The organism is Arthrobacter sp. Y3223164, assembly GCF_059091005.1.
Genome location: NZ_JBNHGF010000006.1, coordinates 1 through 20,258, shown reverse-complemented (window position 1 = coordinate 20,258; position 20,258 = coordinate 1). Strand labels below are relative to the sequence as shown.

The 20,258-nt window shown below is 64.5% G+C and carries 19 protein-coding genes and 1 tRNA gene; 5 read left to right on the top strand and 15 right to left on the bottom strand.

Annotation, left to right across the window (positions count from 1 at the left end):
• Positions 1–78: 78 nt before the first annotated feature.
• From AC5RUJ_RS01135 to AC5RUJ_RS01095, 9 genes are all read right to left on the bottom strand, one after another.
• Positions 79–483: a GlcG/HbpS family heme-binding protein gene (locus AC5RUJ_RS01135; RefSeq protein WP_494128156.1), complete on the bottom strand. Its 405-nt coding sequence runs from the start codon at positions 481–483 to the stop codon at positions 79–81.
• A 36-nt stretch (positions 484–519) separates the two neighbouring features.
• Positions 520–1,554 carry an aldo/keto reductase gene (locus AC5RUJ_RS01130; protein ID WP_494128155.1) on the bottom strand — a complete coding sequence of 345 codons (1,035 nt, stop codon included), beginning with the start codon at positions 1,552–1,554 and terminating at the stop codon, positions 520–522.
• A 132-nt stretch (positions 1,555–1,686) separates the two neighbouring features.
• Positions 1,687–2,460 (bottom strand): cysteine hydrolase family protein, encoded by a 774-nt coding sequence (locus tag AC5RUJ_RS01125; protein ID WP_494128154.1) that lies wholly within the window; start codon positions 2,458–2,460, stop codon positions 1,687–1,689.
• A 10-nt stretch (positions 2,461–2,470) separates the two neighbouring features.
• On the bottom strand, positions 2,471–3,265 hold the full coding sequence (locus AC5RUJ_RS01120; RefSeq protein ID WP_494128153.1) for a gluconate 2-dehydrogenase subunit 3 family protein: 795 nt from the start codon (positions 3,263–3,265) through the stop codon (positions 2,471–2,473).
• A 46-nt stretch (positions 3,266–3,311) separates the two neighbouring features.
• On the bottom strand, positions 3,312–4,967 hold the full coding sequence (locus AC5RUJ_RS01115; RefSeq protein ID WP_494000049.1) for a GMC family oxidoreductase: 1,656 nt from the start codon (positions 4,965–4,967) through the stop codon (positions 3,312–3,314).
• 37 nt (positions 4,968–5,004) lie between these two features.
• Positions 5,005–6,189, bottom strand: a complete 1,185-nt coding sequence (locus AC5RUJ_RS01110; protein ID WP_494000048.1) for a sugar ABC transporter substrate-binding protein — start codon at positions 6,187–6,189, stop codon at positions 5,005–5,007.
• A 63-nt stretch (positions 6,190–6,252) separates the two neighbouring features.
• Positions 6,253–7,290: an ABC transporter permease gene (locus tag AC5RUJ_RS01105; protein WP_494000047.1), complete on the bottom strand. Its 1,038-nt coding sequence runs from the start codon at positions 7,288–7,290 to the stop codon at positions 6,253–6,255.
• A gap of 2 nt (positions 7,291–7,292) precedes the next feature.
• Positions 7,293–8,384: an ABC transporter permease gene (locus tag AC5RUJ_RS01100; protein ID WP_494000046.1), complete on the bottom strand. Its 1,092-nt coding sequence runs from the start codon at positions 8,382–8,384 to the stop codon at positions 7,293–7,295.
• Complete coding sequence (locus AC5RUJ_RS01095) at positions 8,384–10,123, bottom strand: sugar ABC transporter ATP-binding protein (protein ID WP_494128152.1); 1,740 nt, start codon at positions 10,121–10,123, stop codon at positions 8,384–8,386. Before AC5RUJ_RS01095 ends, AC5RUJ_RS01100 begins: the two co-directional genes overlap by 1 nt.
• Positions 10,124–10,261: 138 nt before the next feature.
• Here AC5RUJ_RS01095 and xylA point away from each other — a divergent pair, with 138 nt between their 5' ends.
• The 3 genes from xylA (at position 10,262) to AC5RUJ_RS01080 (ending at position 14,018) form a co-directional block, all read left to right on the top strand.
• Positions 10,262–11,449 carry a xylose isomerase gene (xylA, locus tag AC5RUJ_RS01090; protein ID WP_494073758.1) on the top strand — a complete coding sequence of 396 codons (1,188 nt, stop codon included), beginning with the start codon at positions 10,262–10,264 and terminating at the stop codon, positions 11,447–11,449.
• Positions 11,450–11,538: 89 nt separating this feature from the next.
• A complete protein-coding gene (locus AC5RUJ_RS01085; protein ID WP_494128151.1) occupies positions 11,539–12,978 on the top strand; it encodes an FGGY family carbohydrate kinase in 1,440 nt (479 codons plus the stop codon).
• Positions 12,975–14,018, top strand: coding sequence for an aldose epimerase family protein (locus AC5RUJ_RS01080; RefSeq protein WP_494073760.1), 1,044 nt, complete (start codon positions 12,975–12,977; stop codon positions 14,016–14,018). The genes AC5RUJ_RS01085 and AC5RUJ_RS01080 overlap by 4 nt, the downstream gene beginning before the upstream one ends.
• Positions 14,019–14,065: 47 nt before the next feature.
• On the opposite strand, the gene AC5RUJ_RS01075 is transcribed toward AC5RUJ_RS01080, so the two are convergent.
• Positions 14,066–15,286: an ROK family protein gene (locus AC5RUJ_RS01075; RefSeq protein WP_494073761.1), complete on the bottom strand. Its 1,221-nt coding sequence runs from the start codon at positions 15,284–15,286 to the stop codon at positions 14,066–14,068.
• Positions 15,287–15,415: 129 nt separating this feature from the next.
• On the opposite strand from AC5RUJ_RS01075, the gene AC5RUJ_RS01070 reads away from it, so the two are divergent.
• The gene (locus tag AC5RUJ_RS01070) at positions 15,416–16,483 is read left to right on the top strand and encodes a Gfo/Idh/MocA family protein (RefSeq protein ID WP_494073762.1); all 1,068 of its coding nucleotides are present in this window, start codon (positions 15,416–15,418) and stop codon (positions 16,481–16,483) included.
• Positions 16,484–16,583: 100 nt separating this feature from the next.
• On the opposite strand, the gene AC5RUJ_RS01065 is transcribed toward AC5RUJ_RS01070, so the two are convergent.
• The 5 genes from AC5RUJ_RS01065 to AC5RUJ_RS01045 form a co-directional block, all read right to left on the bottom strand.
• Positions 16,584–16,656: transfer RNA gene (locus tag AC5RUJ_RS01065), tRNA-Lys, on the bottom strand.
• 111 nt (positions 16,657–16,767) lie between these two features.
• A complete protein-coding gene (locus AC5RUJ_RS01060) occupies positions 16,768–17,847 on the bottom strand; it encodes a PQQ-dependent sugar dehydrogenase (protein WP_494000039.1) in 1,080 nt (359 codons plus the stop codon).
• Between the two features lie 3 nt (positions 17,848–17,850).
• Positions 17,851–18,378, bottom strand: a complete 528-nt coding sequence (locus AC5RUJ_RS01055; protein WP_494155553.1) for a hypothetical protein — start codon at positions 18,376–18,378, stop codon at positions 17,851–17,853.
• A gap of 156 nt (positions 18,379–18,534) precedes the next feature.
• On the bottom strand, positions 18,535–18,960 hold the full coding sequence (locus tag AC5RUJ_RS01050; protein ID WP_494012359.1) for a hypothetical protein: 426 nt from the start codon (positions 18,958–18,960) through the stop codon (positions 18,535–18,537).
• Between the two features lie 148 nt (positions 18,961–19,108).
• The gene (locus tag AC5RUJ_RS01045) at positions 19,109–19,264 is read right to left on the bottom strand and encodes a hypothetical protein (RefSeq protein ID WP_494000036.1); all 156 of its coding nucleotides are present in this window, start codon (positions 19,262–19,264) and stop codon (positions 19,109–19,111) included.
• 72 nt (positions 19,265–19,336) lie between these two features.
• On the opposite strand from AC5RUJ_RS01045, the gene AC5RUJ_RS01040 reads away from it, so the two are divergent.
• Positions 19,337–20,254 (top strand): LysR family transcriptional regulator, encoded by a 918-nt coding sequence (locus tag AC5RUJ_RS01040; RefSeq protein WP_494128150.1) that lies wholly within the window; start codon positions 19,337–19,339, stop codon positions 20,252–20,254.
• The last annotated feature ends 4 nt before the right edge of the window (positions 20,255–20,258 follow it).

The following is a 20,258-nucleotide window of genomic DNA, read 5'->3' as shown; positions in this document are numbered from 1 at the left end:
CCTTGCTGCCAACCGGACGCGGCAGCGTAGGGCCATGGAAAACACTGCCCCCTTCGGCAGAGGAGAGTCGCAGCGGGTTTAGGGAACGGTGCGGGGTGAAGTGAGAGCGGTCTTGAGGATATGAATGTCTTGTTCAGTCGTTCCTCCCGAGATCCCGACACCGACTCTTTCGCCTCGTTGGAGCTGTACAGGTGCTCCACCGCCGAAGGCGATGAGTTTGCTGCCCGAGTTCACGGCCAGGCCGTAAAGGGGCTGCCCTGGTTGTACTTGCGACGTGAGTTCTTCTGTTTCCACGTTGAACGAGGCGGCTGTGTAGGCCTTGCGGAAGGCCATGTCCAAAGAGTGGAGGGGTGCGCCGTCCATGCGATGGAGAAGCACCGGGTTGCCGTGGATGTCAACGACACTGACGACGATGCGGATTGCCAGTTGTTCGGCTGCTTCTTCGGCGATGGCGGCGATCTTGATGACTTCCTGCAGCATCATGGGGGCCTTCCTGGATTTGCTGATCCTTAGTTGTCCTCATGGGGAGGTTCCGGGTGTGGGGGAGGCGGAGCTAATGAGTTGCCGGTGCTTCAGTTCCTGCCACACCTCGACGGGGATCCGCTGACTCAGCCATTGGTAGTTCTGCTCTTGTTGAGTGATGGTGCGGGCGCCGAGGCAGACGTTGGTGACGGCAGGGTGGGCGGCGCCAAATTGCAATGCCATCGCGCCCAGAGGCACTCCGTGGCGGTCGGCTACCTCTTGGTAAGGACGGATCTCGCTGAGGGTTTCACGCGTTGCCGGAGCGTAGTCCATGCGGGCTCCGGGTTTAGGGCCGGTGGCTAAGATGCCTGATCCAAAGATTCTGCCGTTGATGACGGCGATCCCGCGTCGCAGGCAGAGTGGGAGAAGCTCGTCCTGCGCCTCGGTGTTCAGTAGGTTGTAAGTACCGGCGATCAGAATGCAGTCAATGTCGGCTGCTTCTGCCGCTGCCATGCAGACATCGACCTCGTTGACGCCTATGCCCACGGCTCGCACTACCTTTTGGTCCCGCAGGGATAACAAGGCTTTGAACGCGCCGTTTAGGGCTTCCTGAAATCGGCGGGGTTGGTCGGCGCCGTGAGTCCAACGGTCCGTGTCGTGAACCAGGAGCACGTCGAAGTAATCCGTCCCCATCCGCTGCATGCTGTCTTCGACCTGGCGCATCACACCGTCGTAGGAGTAGTCGTATTCGATGCGGAACGGCGGGGTGTTGCACCAGGGGGCGGTACTGAAGGTCCCCGGGCTTGCGGGTTTTAGGGTTCGCCCGACCTTTGTGGCCAAGACGAACGTTTCTCTGTCCTCATCGGCGAGGACATCGGCCAGCCGGTATTCGGCAAGGCCATGGCCGTACATGGGTGCAGTATCGAAGAACCGGACGCCCGCGTCCCAGGCATGACGTACCAGTGCCCGGGCATCCTCTGTAGGTATGGGGGTGCGCATGTTTCCAAGAGCCACTGAACCGAATCCGGCAAGTGTGCAAGACCAGTCGAGCCGCCCGAACCCGCGCCGTTGCGTGGGAGCGTACGGTGCCATGGGCGTCTTCCTCAAGGTGGATCAACGTGCTGGGTGCCCGGGGAGGTGGTGCCGCGTCGTTGGCCGTGGGGAACCTTCACCGGTTCCTTCGGCGGCGCATTCATAACGGTCCCACCTCCCCTGTACCGCGGTTTAGTGGGCTGAGGCGTCTGCACTTACTGAGGCTTCCTGTCCCGCCGCCCGGGATGAGCGTTCGACGAGGGCAGCGAACTCGTCGCTGGACATCACGTCCGCGTACTGAGCCTGGATGTTGCGCAGGGATTCCCAGTACTGCCCGTATCCTTCGGGTGTTTCGTGGTCGAACTCGGGGTTGCGGCCGTGGGTGTTGAGGGGAATGGCCGTGCCGGAATCGGCCACGACGATCACTTTGTATCCCCTGTCGAAACCGTCGCGTGCCGTGGTCGGTACGCAGTTGGCGGTCGAGGAGCCGACGATCACGAGGTACTCGGCGCCGTCCTGCTGGAGGTACTCGTTGAAGGCCGTTCCGTAGAAGCTGCTGTTGCGGTGCTTCTGGAAGACCGGTTCGCCCTTTTGTGGTTCGAAACCTTCGCAGAGTGCGCCGTTCCACGTCCCGTGGTTGAAGGGCGAATCGGACTCTCTCCAGGACGGGTACTTCAGCCCCCAGATGCCGATGTCGTAGCCTTCGGGGTGCATGCCCCACATGGACCAGACGACCTTGATTCCCTTTTCGCGTGCGAGTTCGATCATTCTCTTGGCCGGCCCGAGGGATTCCTGCCCGGAGGGCGCTCCACCGACGCTCTGAATGTAGTCTGCCCCCTCCGGATCGAGGCAGAGATTCTGGATGTCGAGCGCATGGACCACGGTCTTGCTCAGATCTATGGTCTCGGGGATGAAGGTGTAGGAACGGTCGACGTATTTGTTGAGCTTGTCTTCGTAGGCGGTCATTGTCTTTCCTTTACTTACTGGATTCCTCGGTACGGTCCGATGATGCTGAAGCCGCCTCGGCGGCTTGGCTACCGGCAGGGTTTTCGCCACCGTCAGTCACGTCTTGTTCCGGGCCGTGCTTGAAGCCCGGGACCAGTTCCTCCCAGTCGTACTCCTGGATGAAGTACTCGGCCGTGCTGTAGGTGCCGTCCATGGTGTCGCGCAGGTTTTTTGGCCCGTCGAAACCGACCATTTTCCAACCCATCTGGTCCTTGTTTCCGCCGTAAACCGGGTCGGCATAGAAACCTTGGCGGACATGCAGGCACAGGGTGTCAAAGAAACTTTTGTCTTCATCGGTGTTTCCCTGAAGCCGCGAGTAGTACACCTCCATCGAGGTCAGCGAGACCGGCACCGGTTTGGGAGCGCCGCTGACCTGTTCCAGCACCTGGTCTTGGACTTCTTCGGTCGCGTCCTTGAAGGACTCCGCCCGCAACTCGCGCGATCGGCGGTCGAGTTCACGGACCCCTTCGCGATAGAGCCGCTGCAGGTCGGCGATGCGTGCCCGGGCGGATCGTGCTTCCGGACCGGCCAGGGCCAGGAAACCGGTACCGTCAGCCGCCGCATAGAGGTAGTCGATGCCTGAGAGGTAGCGGTCGATAAAGACGATCACCCTCGCCTCGCGTGCTCCTGGGTCATGGTCGGTGGGCATGACGCGTGCGACGGCGGCTTCTATGGTTTCCCACTCGTGGTCAGTGAAGAACAGTTTTTCGTCCGAGTCGGGGTCGATGTGGATCGGGACGATTTCCCAGTCGGCTTTCGAAACCATCGTGTCTTCCTTTCTGCGATTCTCTAACGCGCGGCAGTTACAGCCGCTAGCTGCGGCCCTTGAGGTAGGTGCCGGCGATGTAGTCTGCGCAGCGCCAGGAGTGGGCCATGATCGTGAGCGTGGGGTTGACGCCCATGGCGGTGGGGAAGCCCGCGCCGTCAAGCACGAAGACGTTGTCCACCGAGTGAGCCTGGCCCCATCCGTTCAGCACCGACTTGCCGGGGTCGGTTCCCATTCGGACCGTGCCCTGCTGGTGGCAGGCGTTGCCGGTGAATTCATCTCCCAGGTAAACGGGGGTGGTTTTCGTTGCCCCGGCCGCCTGGAGGATTTCCACGTTTTTGTCGATCTGCCATTTGCTCATGGCGATGTCGTTGGCGTGGGGCTTGTTCGTGATCCGCGCTACGGGCAGGCCCCAGGCATCCTTGATGTTGGGGTCGAGGTCGACCCGGTTGGTCTCCTGGGGCATGTCCTGGAGGATGAACCCAATCTTCATGGAGTAGTCGAAGTAATTTCGGTCGGCGTCCTTCATGGCTTGGCCCCAGGTCGGGCGGCCGGGCATGATCGCGTTGATGGCCTGTCCGATCTGCGTGGTGGCGATGATGCCGCCGCCGATGTGGCCCCTGCTTTCGTCCGTCTCGTAAAAATGCGTGGAGCCGCCGCTTTGGTAGTTTCCCGTCCAGCCGCGCAGCGGTTCCTCGATGTCCTTGTCGAATAGTCCGACCGCGAAAATGTATTCGTGGAAGGTGGCGTTCTTCCCGACAAGGCCGGAATCGTTTGCGAGACCTTCGGGGAACCGGTTCGATGTGGACAGCAGCATGAGCCGCGCCGATTCGATGGCGCCGAGCGCCAAGACAACTACCGCGGCGTCCTGTTCCACCTCACGGCCCTCGGGGTCGATGTAGACGACGCCGGTGGCCCGGCCGTCCTTGCCCAGTTTGACTTCCCTGACGTAACTGTCGGCCCGTACTTCCAGGTTGCCGGTGGCGAGGGCTTCGGGGATGTACGTCGTCGCCACGCTGGACCGCGTTTGGGTGGGGTCACCGTACTGGTTCCAGAAACTGGTCCGGTTCACCGCCGCCCTGCCCAAGGCGTTGCCTTCGGTCAGGTGGGACATCGGCAGCGGGAAGGAATTGATGCCCAGCTTGTTGGAGCCCTCATAAAATTTCTTGCCGAACCGGGTCGGAGGCAACGGCCCGCTGGGGTACGGCTTGCTGCGGAAGCCTTCCCCCCGGTCGGCACCGGTAAGGCCCGAGATGCCGTAGCTCCATTCAACCTTGGTGAGGTATGGTTCCAGGTCCTCGTAGCGGTAGGGCCAGTCGGCCAGGCTCGCGCCTTCCAGATCCCCGTGGAGGGAGTGGAAAATGAAGTCCGATTCCCTCGGCCGGGGCATCCAGCCGGCCATGTGGCTCGTTCCGCCGCCGACGTTCGAGGGCACGGGGGAGAAATTGAAGATCCGGGCTTCCGAGTTTTCGTCCCGGCGCACCGTCCTGGGCATCAGCTTCACGTCCGGCCACAGGTAGCTGCGGTTCTGGAACTTCAGTTCGTCGCCGGAGTAGTGTTCCTCCGGGCGCAGCCACGGGCCCTTGTCGAATCCGACAACTTTGTAGCCGGCTTCGCTGAGAACCTTGACGGCGGGCCCGCCCCCCGCTCCCAGTCCGACGACGACGACGTCCACCGGGTCCATTTTTCGATTGCTGCTCACAGTAGAACCTCTCAGTTCGGTCGTTGTTCGGGAAGGCCTAGTAACTTCCCTCGCCCTGCTGGCTTTCCTGCAGGACGGCTTGGTGCCACTCGACGTTCGTCTTGTCGACGACATCGGTCGGGATGCGGACGAACTGGTTGACTTCCATGCCCAGAAGCTCATGCGCGAAAAGGGTTTCGATCATGCTGTGGCCCATTTCAACGCTGTTCACATCGACGGTGGCGGTGAGCTTGCCGGCTTTGATGGAGTCCATCCCCGAAATCAGGCCGTCAGCACCGATGGTGATGATGCCTTCCTGCCCGTCCCAATGCTTGAGACCGCGTGCGTCGATGGCCTGGGACGCGCCGAGCGCCATGTCTTCGTTTTCACCGTAGATCGCGTTGACATCGGGGTTTTTGGTCAGCAGGTCCTGTGCGGCCCGGAGACCTTTGTCCCGTACGTAGCCGCCGTCGGCCTGTCCGACGATCTCGATGCCTGGGTACTCCGAGATGGCTTTCTTGAAGCCCTGCTGGCGCAGCTTGGTCCAGTCCGATCCGGAGGGCCCCATGATCTGGATGACCTTGCCTTTGCCCTTGAGTTGGTCGCCGATGTATTGCCCGGCGATGTAGCCGGACTGCCAGCGGTCGTCATAACCGATGTTCGAGACGGTGTTAAGACCTCCGGTGGGGTCCTCGGCTTGGGAAGGATTGGCCAGTTCTTCAGTGGAGTTGAACTGGTAGAAGTCGACGCCCTCTTCCTGTCCGCGGCCGTACAGTTCCTGCATGGTCGCGGCGTTGGCGGCAGAGCAGACGAAGACCGCATCGAAGTCCCGGGCGATATACCCCTGGACAATGCCAAGGGTTTCCGTGCCTGAATGGGCGTCGTTGAGGGCGCCCTGCCGCTCCCAGGTCCATTTCACACCGAACCGGTCCTCGTATTCCTTCATCTTGTTGAAGGCCGCTTTTTCGACCTGGGTGTAGAACTCGGAGAGGATCGGGGGAGCAAAGCCGACTTTGATTTCACGGCCGTCCACTATTTCGCGGATGGCGGCATCGGCGGCCGAGTCCGGGTTGACCGCGGCACCGGCGCCTCCGCCCCCGCCTCCACCGGTGCCGGTCGGCGTCTCGACCGTGGTGCAGCCGGTCAGGATGAGGGCTGCCGCGACTGCTCCGGAGGCGAGGGCGCTGCGGGTCCGGGCGTACCGACGGCGGCCTGCGGGCCCGGTGGTGTCAGTTGTGGACATTGTCTTGCCTTTCATTTTTGATGGTCCCCGCAGCAACGGGGAGACCGGGGAAGCTGGTTTCGGCTACACGGGGGCGACGTCGAGCACAACGGCCCGCCGTTGCCGGACCCGGGCGTTGATGATGGCGCTGATCCGGTTCGCGAGGACGGCGATGATCAGAATCGAGCCAATGACGATCTTTTGATAGCTGGACGGAACGCCCGCGAGGTTGATGATGTTGATGGTTGCGGCCAGCGTGATGGCGCCGAGCACGGCTCCCAGGATGCGGCCCCTGCCGCCACTGAGCGCCGCACCGCCGATGACGGCGGCAGCGATGGCCTGGATCTCGTAACCGACACCGAGGTCGGCCGGGACGTTGGTATTACGGCCCGCCAGGATGACGCCGGCGATCGCGGCGCATAGCCCGCTGATGACGTAGGCGATGATACGGACCCGGTCCACCCGCACGCCGGACTGTACGGCGCCGGTCCGGCTGCTGCCGACCGCGAAGAGGTGTGTCCCCAGGCGGGAGGATCCCAAAATCCCGCCAAGGAGGAGCGCCACGATGAGGGATATCACCATGGGCAGGGTGAGGGCTCCGGCCAGCGGGCTCAGGCCGCCGATGACATAGAACTCGGGGACCATGTAGCCGATGATGGGAACGCCCTGGGTCCAGATGTAGAGGATGCCGCCGGCGAAGCCGAGCATTGCGAGCGTGGCAATGAAGTCGGGCAGCCCGACCCGGGTGACAAGCAGGCCGTTGCCGATCCCGATCAAGGCCCCGGCAAGCAGCGCTGCGAGGATCGCGGCGAACAGCGGCATTCCGGATTTCATCGTCTCGGCTGCCACCCCCGCGCAGAGTGCCATGGCTGCGCCGATCGAGAGGTCGATGCCTCCCGCGATCAGGACGACGGTCATGCCCATGGCCAGGATCATGACCGTGATGCTGCTGTTGAGGATGTTGAACAGGTTTGACGGAGCCAGGAACACCGGCAACGTGAACGCCGCAATCAAACAGGCCAGTACCAGCATGGCCAGGACGCCGAGGGTGGGGTCCAGCAGGATCCGGTCGACGATGCGGCCGACCAGGCCGGTGTTGCGTTTGGGGGTTGAAGTGCTCATGGTCAGTCCTGCTGTTCGGTCACGAACGGACGGGAACCCGCGGCCGGCTTCTGTGCCTGCTGCTGGGCCGGGGCCGGGGGAGTGTCGTGCGGAGTGTCGTGCCTGGGGGGCGCGTCAAGACGGGAGCGTTTGCCCATATTGAGTGCGTATTGCTGGACGCGGCGGTCGAAGACCACCCCGGCGACGATGCAAAGGCCGGTAACGATGCTGAAGTAGACGGGGTCGACGCCGTTGAGGCGCAGGCCCTGCTGCAGGGTTGCCAGCAAAAGGCCGCCGACGACAGCGGCCCAGACCGAACCGCGGCCGCCGGCAAGGCTCACGCCTCCCAGAACGGCGCCGGCGATGGCAATGAATTCGTAGCCGCCGCCCAGGAAGGCCTGTACGGCGCCGAGGCGGGAGGCAATGAGGACGCCGGCTGCTCCGGCGAGCATGCCGGAGACGATGAAGGTGCCCATCCTGACGCGGAGGACGTTGACGCCGGCGACGTTCGCCGCGTCGGCGCCGATGCCGATGGCATATATGCGCCGGCCGAATACCGTCTTGGCCAGGAAAAGCTGCATGATGACCAGCAGGATTGCGGCGATCCAAAAGGCGCTCGGGATGCCCAGGAAACTGCCGTAGACGATATCCGAAAAGCCCGGCGTCGTCACGCCTTGGAGAGGTACCTGTTCTGTCAGGACGATGAGCAGCCCGCTGGCGATGTTCAGCGTGGCCAGCGTGACGATGAAGTCGTTGATACCGAACTTCGTAATGAGCCATCCGTTGAACAGGCCGAATGCCGTGCCGGTGGCGACGCCCACGAGGACGCCCACCAGTGTCGGCGCCCCGCTGAGCAAAGCCCACATGGTCGTTCCGGCACTCAGCCCGGCTACCGTGCCGACGGACAGGTCGATGCCTCCGGCCACGATGACGATTGCCACCCCGACGGTAATCAGCAAGACGGGGATGGCGTTGTTAATGTAATCGGTGAGGCTTTCCGGTTGCAGGAAGACTGGCGACATCAGTTGGAACACGATGACCAGGACGATCAGGGCGACCGCGATCGGAACGCCGCTGGTCGAAAGTGTGCGGGATACGGCCCGTTGAAATTTCATCATTCGCTCCTGCCGGCGGATAGCGCCAGAATTCTGTTCTTCACGCCCTCAAAGTTTCCGGCGGCCAGTTCCTGTTGCAGCGAGGTCACCGAACCCACCAGCCGGCCTTTTTTCAGGATCAGGACACGGTGGCTGAGTTCCAGCAGTTCGGCGATTTCCGAGGCAATCACGATGGCGGCCCCGCCAGCGGCGACGAAATCGCGGATGAGGTTGTGAACCTCCACCTTGGCCGAGACGTCGATACCCTGGGTCGGTTCGTCGAAGATCAGCAGTGAGGGCTTGGTGTTCAGGCAGCGGGCCACGATGGCCTTCTGCTGATTTCCGCCGCTCAGGTTTCGAATCTTTTCCCTGACGCTTGGGGCACGGATTGCCAAGCGCTGCCGGTAGCTCTCGGCCTGGTCCATTTCATCGCGGTTTTTGACCAAAAAACCAAGCTGCGTGACGCCGCCCAAGCTGGAGATGGAGATGTTTTCGGCAACGGAAAACTCCGGCAGAATGCCCAGCTGCTTGCGGTCTTCCGGCAGCATGGCCAACCCGTGACGGTATGCCGAGCTCGAATCGCGGAGGCGCAGGGGTTGCCCGTTGAGGTGCATTGTTCCGCTGCTCATCTTGTCCAAGCCCATGATGACTCTGGCCAACTCGGTCCGCCCGGCACCGGCCAGTCCCGCTATGCCCAGGATCTCGCCCTTACGAACGGACAGCGAAATGTCCTTCAAGACGTGGCTGCGGTGCACATTCTCCAGTCGCAGCACTTCCTCGCCGGTGTCGGCCGCGGCGTGCGGCGGCGTGCCGCTGGCCGCACCGAATTCGCCGGCTGCGATTCCAAACATCATGCCAAGCAGTTCATCGACGTCCGTCTCTGCGATGGCGGCAGTCCCGGCGTTGGCCCCGTCGCGGAAGACGGTGGCGGTGTCCGCCAGACCGAACAGTTCCTCCAGGTGGTGGGTTACCCACAGCAGTGGCACGCCCCGCGCCCTGAGCTTGCGCATGTGTTCGAATAGGTGCCGCTTTTCTTCTTCTTCGAGCCCGGACGTCGGCTCGTCCAAAATCAGGACGCGGGGGTCGAAGGCCAGTGCCTTGACGATCTCCACCACACGCTTTTTCAAAGCACCGAACTCCCCAACGGGAAGCTTCAAGTCCTCAGGGGTGAGCCCGAAGTCGGCGGCGAGTTGCAAAACGCGCTCTTCCATCCCCTTGCGGTCAAGCCGGACCTTCAGGCCGAGGAATCGGGCATTGACCTCGCGGCCCAGGAAGATGTTGTCGAGTGCCGTGAGCGCCGGAACGAGCGACAGCTCCTGATGGATGGTCGTGATGCCTGCGTTGAGGGCGTCGCTGGGATGGCGGAACTGCACTTCTTCCCCGGCCAGGGTAACTGTGCCCGCGTCCGGCGAGACCACGCCGGACAGCACATTGATCAGCGTGGATTTGCCGGCCCCGTTGCCTCCCAGCAGGGCATGGATCTCGTCGGGGCGGATGTCCAGGCTCACCCCGCGCAGGGCGGTCACGCCTTGGTACTGCTTCACCACGCCCTCAACTTTGAGCAGCGGCGAATGGCCGCCAGGTTCGGTGGGATGCGCCATGGGATCGCTCCTGTTCTTGGAGGTTTGGCGGCAGGTGACGCTCGGTGTGTGAGCAACATCATGTGAAAACTCAATATAGTAATCAGTCACAACAAATGCAATAGCCTTTTTCGCTTGAGGGGCGGGGCACGGCTTCAGTCCGCAGGCCAGCGCAGGCACCGCCGTGGGTGTGTGGCCGCAAGGTGTCAGCGACTCGGCAGGGTGTGTGCGGCCTTGGGTGGGCGCTGGTCGTTGACTTGGGCCGCCGCGGCTAATATGTTGTTGCTCACTACTATTGCTTCCTGATGGGAGAGGGCAATGAGGCAACCGAGCCGCGAAGACAAGTTTTCCTTCGGCCTATGGACGGTGGGGTACACGGGGGCCGACCCCTTCGGCGGCCCTACCCGGTCGCACGTGGATGTCGTAGAAGTGGTGGAACGGCTGACGGGTCTCGGCGCCTACGGATTGACGTTCCACGATGATGACCTCTTCGCCTTCGGCAGCAGCGAGGGGGAGCGGCAGAAGCAGATCGACCGCCTGAAAGGTGCACTCGAGGACACGGGCCTTCAGGTTCCGATGGTCACGACGAACCTTTTCAGCCCCCCGGTTTTCAAGGACGGTGGGTTTACCTCCAACGACAGGGCCGTCCGGCGGTTCGCCCTTCGAAAGGTCCTGCGGAACATTGAGTTGGCCGCAGAGCTCGGGGCCCGGACTTTCGTCATGTGGGGAGGCCGCGAGGGCGCTGAGTACGACGCTGCCAAGGACGTCCGGACAGCCCTTGAACGGTACCGCGAGGCACTGGACGTTTTGGCGGCCTACGTGACCGATCAGGGGTACGACCTGCAGTTCGCCATTGAGCCCAAGCCGAACGAGCCCCGCGGCGACATCTTGCTGCCGACGGTGGGCCACGCGCTGGCGTTCATCGAAACCCTGGAGCGGTCCGAACTTTTCGGTGTCAACCCCGAGGTCGGACATGAACAGATGGCGGGCCTGAATTTCACCGCCGGCGTTGCCCAGGCGCTGTACCACGGCAAGCTGTTCCATGTTGACCTCAACGGCCAGCGGGGGGTTAAGTACGACCAGGATCTGGTCTTCGGCCATGGCGACCTGCAAAACGCTTTCTCTCTCGTGGACCTGTTGGAAAACGGCGGCCCGAACGGTGGCCGGGCTTACGACGGTCCGCGCCACTTCGACTACAAGCCGTCGCGGACCGAGGACGCCGGGGGAGTGTGGGATTCGGCTGCGGCGAACATGCGGATGTACCTGTTGCTGAAAGAGCGGGCCGCCGCCTTCCGCTCGGACCCGGAGGTCCAGGAAGCGATGCGCGCCTCCCGCGTCACCGAACTGGAGCAGCCGACCCTTGCCGATGGAGAGTCCTACGCCGAGCTGCTCCAAGACCGTTCCTCGTACGAGGATTTTGCCCCGGAGGGGTACTTTGACGGCTCCGGGTTCGGGTTCGTCAGGCTTCAGCAGTTGGCTATGGAACATCTGCTGAACGCGCGCTGAGCTGCGGAACCGTTGAGGCTCGGAACCGTTAAGGTTCTGAGCTGCGGAACCGGCGAGGTCCAGGCTCGGCCGACGTATCTGGAGGCATCATGACACTAGTCGCGGGTGTTGATTCTTCGACGCAAAGCTGCAAAGTGGTCTTCCGGGATGCCCGCTCCGGTCGGGTGGTTTCTGCGGGACGGGCCACCCATCCGGCGGGCACCGAAGTTGACCCGGAGGCCTGGTGGAGAGCGCTGCAGGCGGCGCTCGCAGAGGCGGGAGGTCTCGGCTCGGTCAGCTGCCTTTCCGTAGCTGCACAGCAGCACGGCATGGTGGCCCTCGATCAGGAGGGCCGGGTGATCCGGCCGGCCTTGCTCTGGAACGACACCCGCAGCGCGGGCGCTGCGGCTGCACTGGTGGGCGAAGTGGGCGCCGATGAATACGTGCAACGGACGGGATTGATTCCGGTGGCGTCTTTCACCGCTAGCAAACTCCGCTGGTTGCGTGACGCCGAGCCCGCCAATGCAGCAAAGGTAGCCGCGGTCGCTCTTCCCCACGACTGGCTCACCTGGCGGTTGCGCGGGTATGGGCCGGCCGCTTCCAGCCCGCTGGGGCCGGTCCTTGAAGAACTCACGACAGACCGGTCGGATGCCAGCGGTACCGGCTATTGGGATCCGGAGGCGAACCGGTACGACATGGATCTGTTCGTCTTGGCCCTCGGACATGCTGCCATCGTGCCCCGTGTCCTTCGCCCCCATGAGCCGGCGGGAAAGACGCCCGGGGGAGTCCTTCTAGGCGCGGGAGCCGGAGACAATGCCGCTGCGGCCCTGGGCCTCAACGCTTCCGGCCGGGAGGCCCTCGTTTCGATCGGCACCAGCGGAACCGTGTTCGCCTCATCCGCCGAACTGCGCCGGGACAGGACAGGTTCCGTCGCCGGGTTCGCGGACGCTGCCGGCGCCTTCCTCCCGATTGCCACCACGCTCAATGCAGCCCGCATCCTGACGTCGGTCGCCGAGGTGCTCGGCGTCGACAACGACGAGCTCTCGCGTCTCGCCCTGGAAGCTCCCGCCGCGGCCGGGGGAGCCGTCCTGGTCCCTTGGTTCGAAGGGGAACGCACCCCAAACCTGCCCAACGCGACGGGCAGTCTTCACGGGCTGTCGCTGACCGCAATGACAAGGCCCAACCTTGCGCGCGCTGCCATTGAAGGAATGCTGTGCAGTCTCGCCGGCGGGCTTGACGCGCTGCGGAAGGCCGGTGCCCTTCCCGAGCGGGTCCTTCTGATCGGCGGGGGCGCGCAGAACCGGGCCGTGCGGTCGATTGCCGCGCAGGTCTTCGATATGCCGGTCTCGGTTCCGGTACCCGGCGAGTACGTGGCCGAGGGGGCCGCGGTGCAGGCCGCCTGGGTCCTGGGCGGAGTACGCCCTGACTGGCCGCCGCACTTCGATGCGGAGCTGCGACCCGATCCGCGGCCTCTTATCCGGGACCAGTATCGCAGCCATGCCGAAGCGCAGGAGGCGTGGTTCCGCCGTCACAACGAAGGCGCGGCGTGAAGAAGCAGGCAGGCGCCGGCAGCCAGGAGACGGGACCGGTCCTCGCCAATGCGCGCAGCACGCGCCTGACACTCGACTGCTACGGTGCCAGGATCGTTGAACTGCTCCTGCCGGACAGGGGCGGCAAGCTCGAAAACGTGGTGCTTGGGTTCGACTCTGTGGATGACTATCGCCGCCACGCGGACTGCTACTTAGGGGCCACGATCGGCCGGACAGCGGGCCGCATCCCGGGCGGCCGGTTTTCCTCGGCAGGGGTCACCTTTCCCGTTGCCGCGAACGAGGGACGGAACCACCTTCATGGAGGACCCAGCCGAAGTTTCGACCGCGTCCTGTGGTCCCGTTCGGATGCGTCCCCGGAACGGGCGCAGGACGACTTTGTCAGTCTGGACTACCGCAGCCCCGAAGGCGAAGAAGGCTATCCCGGAAACCTCTCCGCGCGGGTTAGCTACTCACTCTCCGAAGCCAACGAGCTGTCGATTCTCTTCACGGCCAGGGCCGACGCGGACACCCCGGTCAATATGACCAATCACGCTTACTGGAATATGGACGGAGACGGGGCGAGGCCTGTCACCGATCAGCAGCTGATGGTTGACGCGGATTACATCCTGGCGACGGACTGGGAACGCATTCCGACAGGCAGCCACCTGCCTGTCGCCGGGTCGCCCTTCGACTTCCGCAAGCTAAGGCGGATCGGAGCCTTCCTGCCGAAGTCGGGCACCGAGCCGTGGCCGGGCATCGACAACACGTTCCTGTTCAATCCGGGCAGGGACAACACCAAGCCCGCGGCAGTACTTTATTCTCCGGAAACCGGACGCCTCATGGAGCTCTACACCACGGAGTTCTGTCTTCAGGTCTATACAGCGAACCGGCTGCCTCCGCTGGTCGGCCGCGGGGGAACCTTGTACGGGCCCGGCAGCGGCATATGCCTCGAACCCCAAAAGATCACCGATACCAGCCGTTTCCCCGACTTTCCGTCCGTGGTCCTTCCGGCCGGAACGGAGTACCGGCATCTCAGCCGATACCGTTTCTCGACAGCGTGAGCCGATCAAGCAGAAGCGGCCCCTCGTCGGGATACGCGACGCCCCTGTCAGGCGACGAAGGAGTAGGCAGCGGGGTCGGCCAGGAGGTCTGCAAATACCAGTTCAGCCGCGCCGACCATGAGAAGATTGGCGCCCAGCTGAGGTCGGGAAATGTGAACACTTTGGCGTGAAACCGGCAGCGATTCCCGGGAGACGAGGTGCTCCAGCCGCTCCGGATCGGCTGCATGCAAGGAACCCAGAAAGCCGCCCAGAATGATCAACTCCGGATTCAGGATGTTGATTGCGTTGCCCAGGGCAATGGCGAGGTATTCCTGCTGCCGGTCAACAACAGCCCGAACCTCGGCAGAAGTGGATGAAAGCAGCGCCTCCTCCAGTTCGTCCACGTCCGCGGATGCCAATCCGAGGGCGGCAAGCAGGGCATCGCGGGTAACTTCGGATTCCAAGGTGCCTCGGGCGTGCGCGGTGTCAAGCCCTCCGCCGCTTCTGATCCGGGTGTGGCCCAGCTCCCCGGCATGACCGGCGACGCCTGTCACGGCGTGGCCTCCGCTGATGATGCCGCCACCGATGCCGCTGGCCCCGCCGTTGAGGTAAATCATGTCGCTGACCCGTCGGGCGGACCCAAAGGTCCTTTCGGCGAGAGCACCAAGGCTCGCATCGTTGGCGGCTTTCACGGGATACCCGGTGGCAGCGGCCAGCATCTCGGCAATCGGTTCATCGGTCCACTCCAGGTGCGGGGCCAGCCGCACGAGCCCGTCCCGCGTCCTCACCAAACCCGGGACAGCGACGCCGATCCCTGCGATCCGGGTCCCGTCAGTCTTCATTCCTTCGATGATCGCCGCACTGATGTTGACCGCTTCCCGGACGCTGGGGGCCCTGTCCGTTTCATAGCGGACCCGTTTCTGGACAACGCCGCCCAGGCAGACGGCACCGACGGTCACCGCGTCGATCTCGGGATTGACCGCGATCGCCACTGTCGCCGGGTTGGGGCGCACCACGGCACTCGGCCGCCCGACACCGTTACTTGAGTCGGGGCTCGTTTCCAAGACCAGTCCGAGCTCGGCAAGCTCGCCGACCAAGGCACCGATTGTCGACCTGTTCAGCCCTGTTTTCCGGGTCAGCTCGGAGCGGGGAACGGGGCCGGCATGATGCACGAACTGAAGAATGGTTGAGAGGTTATGCCGGCGAATGCTGTCGAGGTTGTTCCCAGCCCGCGGGGCCGGCAGCGGCCGCCCGTGGCTGGTGCCAACCTGCGCGTCTGATGAATTCAACCAAGCCTCCCTGGATTCTGGACAAGAAACAACTGCGTAACTTATCGTTCAACCGCAGGCTACTCCATCCCCATTGCTCCCAATTGTTAATTCCTTGAACAAATTATGGCACAAGAGTAATCTTCCGGTATGTTGAACGCCCAAGGCCCTCCGCGGCCTGTCCGCACCGGCTTGGTGGGCTACGGGCTGGCCGGAAAAGTCTTTCATGGGCCCTTCCTCGGCGCCCTTCCGGAGTTCTCCCTGGACGTCATCGCGACGGCCCACCCGGAACGGAGGCTGCAGGCCGCCAAGGACCATCCCGCTGCAGAGATTGTTGCAGACGCCAACGAAATGCTGGCGGGGGGCCTGGATCTGGAATTGGTGGTGCTAGCCGGCCCTCCCCACACCCATGTGGATCAAGCGCTGGCAGCACTGGACGCGGGCTTGGCGGTGATCGTGGACAAGCCCTTCGTGCCAACGGTCGGCGACGGCGAGCAACTGATAGAACGGGCAGAACGCGTCGGGAAACCCCTGATCGTGTTCCAGAACCGGAGGTGGGACGGGGACTTCCGAACGGTGCGGAAGATGCTGGCCGAGGGGCATCTGGGACGGGTCTATCAGTTTGAATCGAACTTTGAGCACTGGGCGCCCAAAGTCGTTGACCGCTGGCAGGATACGACGCCTCCGCACCTGGCCGGCGGGATCACGTTTGATCTGGGCAGCCACCTCATAGACCAGGCCTTGGTGCTGTTCGGTCCGGTTGAAGAGGTCCGTGCCGACGTGCGCACCGTTCGTGATGGCGGCGGCAACGACGACGTCAGCCTCATTGAGCTATTCCACTCGAACGGCGTGCATTCGCGGCTCTGGATGAGCCGGGTGGCGGCGCAAGCCGGACCCCGCTTCCGCGTTCTGGGGACCGAAAGCGCCTATGTCAGCTATGGCCTGGACGGCCAGGAACCGGCCTTGGCGGCGGGGGCAGTCCCAACTGATCCAGGGTTCGGCGCCGAGCCCGAAAGCACGTGGGGCACGCTCGGCATCCGGGCGCCGGGCCATCCCGCCCCCATTGCGGTGCCGACCGAACGAGGCGACTACCTTGGGTTTTACCGGGCTGCGGCTCTGGCGGTCCGGGGAAGCGGGCCCATCCCGGTTAATCCCCGGGAGGCTTTGGAGGTCGTCCGGGTGATCGAACGAATCCATCAGTTGGCGAAGCCCGGCTAGGGATGCTGCGGGCGTGTCGCTTCCGAAGACCTTGTCCCGCCGTCAAAGAACGGAAAACCCCGCCTGACCGGGCTTTCGCCAATCAGACGGGGTTTGTCTGTGCACCCCCCGGGACTCGAACCCGGAACCCATTGATTAAGAGTCAATTGCTCTGCCAGTTGAGCTAGAGGTGCAGCTGTCGGTGAGGGGCCGGCGCCGGTTTCCCGGGCGCTTTCTCCCTCGCAACGACATGTAACTCTAGCAGGACTTTTCCGCGAATGTGAAATTGAGGCGGCCTTTGTCGCCTACTTCACAGAAACCGCCAGCATCCGGTCCTCGTCGGTGCCGTTGGTGAGTACCCAGAGCCGGCCGTCCGGGGCAGCGGCCACGTCGCGCAGCCGGCCGTATTCTCCTTCGTAAAAGGCCTCGGGCTCTCCGGCCTCGGTGCCGTCGAGCTCCACCCGCCAGAGCCGCTGGCCGCGCAGCGCGGCGATCCACGCCGTCCCGTCCACCAGGGCCATGCCGCTGGGGGAGGCCTCGGCCGTGGACGGCCAGACCACCTTGGCGTCGATGAACCGCTCGTCGCCGGGGGCTCCGGTAACGTCCGGCCAGCCGTAGTTGCCGCCGGGCTCGATCAGGTTCAGCTCGTCGTCCCGGTCGGGGCCGAACTCCGTAATCCAGAGCCTGCCGTCGGCGTCCCACGCCAGCCCCTGCACATTGCGGTGGCCGAAGCTGTAGACCGGGCTGTCGCCGAAGGGGTTGCCGGGGGCAGGGTCGCCGTCGGGCGTGACCCGTAGGATCTTGCCGCCCAGAGAGGAGAGATCCTGGGAGCGGGAGGAATCGGCGGCGTCGCCGGTGGCGATGTACAAGTAGCCGTCCGGGCCGAACTTGAGCCGCCCGCCGTTGTGGATCCCGGCTTTGGGAATGCCCGTGACGATTTCCTGCCCGTCGCTGAGCCGGCCGTCGTCCCAGCGGTAGCTGAGAACCCTGTTGTCCTCCGGCGAGGTGAGGTAGACGTAGAGCCGGGCGTCGGCGTCGAAATCGGGGCTGGGCTCCAGCCCCAGCAGGCCGGCCTCGCCGGTGGTTTCCAGCGCGGAGTCCACGGGCACGGCGGCAACCGTTTCGCCGTCGACCACGTGTTTGATCAGGCCGGTGTCGTTCTCGGAAATGAGGGCACTGCCGTCGGGCAGTACGGCTATGGACCACGGTTCGGCCAGGCCCGAGGCTGCCGCTTCCACGTCCGGGCTGGTAGCGGCGCCGCCGCTACTGTCCGGCCGGCCGCTGCCGCCGACGCTGCAACCAGCCAAAACGGCCGCCAGCGCTACGGCCAGGGCCAAGGGGGCAAACCGAAGCGGCAGGATGCGCCGATCCGCTTGGTCGTCCATCCGTCAGCCTCGTTTCCGGTCCGCTCCGTTCCCATCCTCGGCCTCCACGGACGGTTCGATGACCGCCTCGCCCGCGTAACCGAGCCATTCGGTCTCATCGTAGAGCGGTTTCTCCGTGACCGCCGCCTGCTCCGCTGCCGCGTCCTCGACATCGGCCGGCACCGGCTCGTCCGCGCCGAAGCCGCCGGCAGCCGACGTGCCGGTGTCGCCCGGGGACTCCGGCATGGTCTCCTCCACCATCAGGTCCTCGTCGAATGCCCGCGGCGTGCGGCCGGTCGTTGGGTTCCCGCTGGCAGTGCCGGAGGGGGCGTGCATCAGGTTCGACGGCGTGGGGGCGGCCTCGGAGGGGGCGTGCATCAGGTTCGACGGCGTGGGGGCGGGTCCGGAGGGGGCGTGCGCCGGATTCGCCGGCGCGGAGGCGGCCAGGGATCCGGCCTTCGTGGAGCGGGACTTGCGGCTGAACAACCGGCACAGCAGGGCGGTCGCGAGGGTGGCTGCGACGGCGGTCCTGATTCCCCATCTCCGGTCCATGGCCTTCACCTTCGGTTGATGGTTGTGCTGCATCCGGTCCCGACGTTACGTGCGGGACACGGCAGTGTCTATAGCCTCCCGTGGCCGGTTCCGTCTCCGAAAACGTGAGGTGGACCGGCAGGTTGAGGCGATGCTTTGCAGGCCCGGGGCGGGCCGCTAGGCCCGGAAGATCAGCTCCGCCATGAAGCTGTGGAAGTCGGGCTGGTCTTCGGACTGGTCGATCGTGTGGCCCTCGGCGGGCAGCCTGCCTTCGGCCTGGACGCCGAACCGGAACGTCCTGCCGGTGCTGGTGCCCACTTCGTATTCCCCGCCGCCGAGCTGGACTGCGTGGGACATGTTGGTCATGTTGATCGCGACGGGGGTGCCGCCGGCCGTCAGCGCGGAGCCGTCGAACGGCGCGATGACCAGTTCCTGCGGCCGCCAGCGGTAACCGATCACGTAAAAGTCTTCGGTCCCGCCCTGCGTCCGGTGCGCATCGTCCTGGCGGCCGCTGGCGAAGACGAGGTTGTAGTCGCCGTAGTTGGGAATCTGGGAGTCAAAGATGGCGCTAAGCGCGTCCTTGAGTTCGTCGCTGGTGGGCATGTGGCCTTCGGAAGGTGCGTAATCGGGCGGGAGTGCTGGGCGCCTGCGGCGCCGGAAGCGCGGGGCGCTGCCGTCAGCCTAAGGAACCGGACCCACAAAAAAGCGCCTGGCCCATGTGGTGCCCGGCGCTTGATTGTAAAGGTGGAAGTCAGACGGCGTCGACCGCTTTCACCGGCATGGCCGAATGGTCGGTCTCCCACGTGTGGCTGCGGGGAACCGGGCCATGGTCGCGGCGGACAACGACGGCGAGGCGCGCCAAGACGGCGGCCATCCCTACTGCGGTCAGGGCAACTGAGACTGTCATGCCGCTATTGTCAACCGGGGCAACCGTCAAGTTCAAGCTAACGTTACTTACCTCACTATGTAGTATCTCTTTATGGACATGAGGCGGCTGCAGATTTTGCGGGAACTGGGCGACCGCGGGTCAGTCGTCGCCACCGCCGCTGCGATGAAGATCACAGCCTCGGCCGTCTCCCAGCAGCTGAAGGCGCTGCAGAAGGAGGTGGGCGTCACGCTGGTGGAGAAAGCCGGCAGGGGAGTGCGGCTGACCGAGGCCGGGCTGGCCATGGCAGCAGCCGCCGCGGACGTCTCCGCGGCGATGGAGCGGGCGCAGGCCACCGTGGACGGCTACCGCAGCGGCTGGCAAAACCAAATCCGTGCCGCGTTCTTTCCCAGTGCGGCGGAAATGTTCCTGCCGGGCCTGATGTACCGGCTGCAGGACATCGAGGGGCTGCACTTCGACCCCTGCCTGGAAGACCCGTCCGTCGAGGGGTTCCTGCCGCTGGCGGCCGACTACGACCTGGTGCTGGCCCACAGCCAGCAGGGCGTTGAGGCCTTCGCCCGCAACGGCATCACCGTGCTGCCGTTGCTGGACGAACCACTGGACGTGGCCATGCCCGCCGGCCATCCGCTGGCGGCACTGGACGTCCTCCGGCCCGAGGACGTGGTGGACCACCCGTGGATCGGCGTCCCGCAGGGCTTTCCCTTCGAGCAGGTGCTGCGCCAGATCGAAGCGCGCACCGGCAGGCTCGCCAAGCGCACCACACGCTACGCCGACCTGCGCGTGATGGAGGCCATGGTGGCCGCCGGGCACGGGCTCGCCGTGGTCCCGCGCTTTACCTCCCGGAAGGCGCAGTCCACCCGCGGCTTCGTGATGCGCCCGCTGGAGGGGATCCGCGCCCGCCGGACCATCGTGGTGCTGGCCCGCAGCGACGTGGCCGAGCGCAGCAGCGTGCACCGCGTGATCGGAATGCTGCAGCAGGAGGCGGCGGCGATCGCCAGCCAGCAGGGCTGAGGGC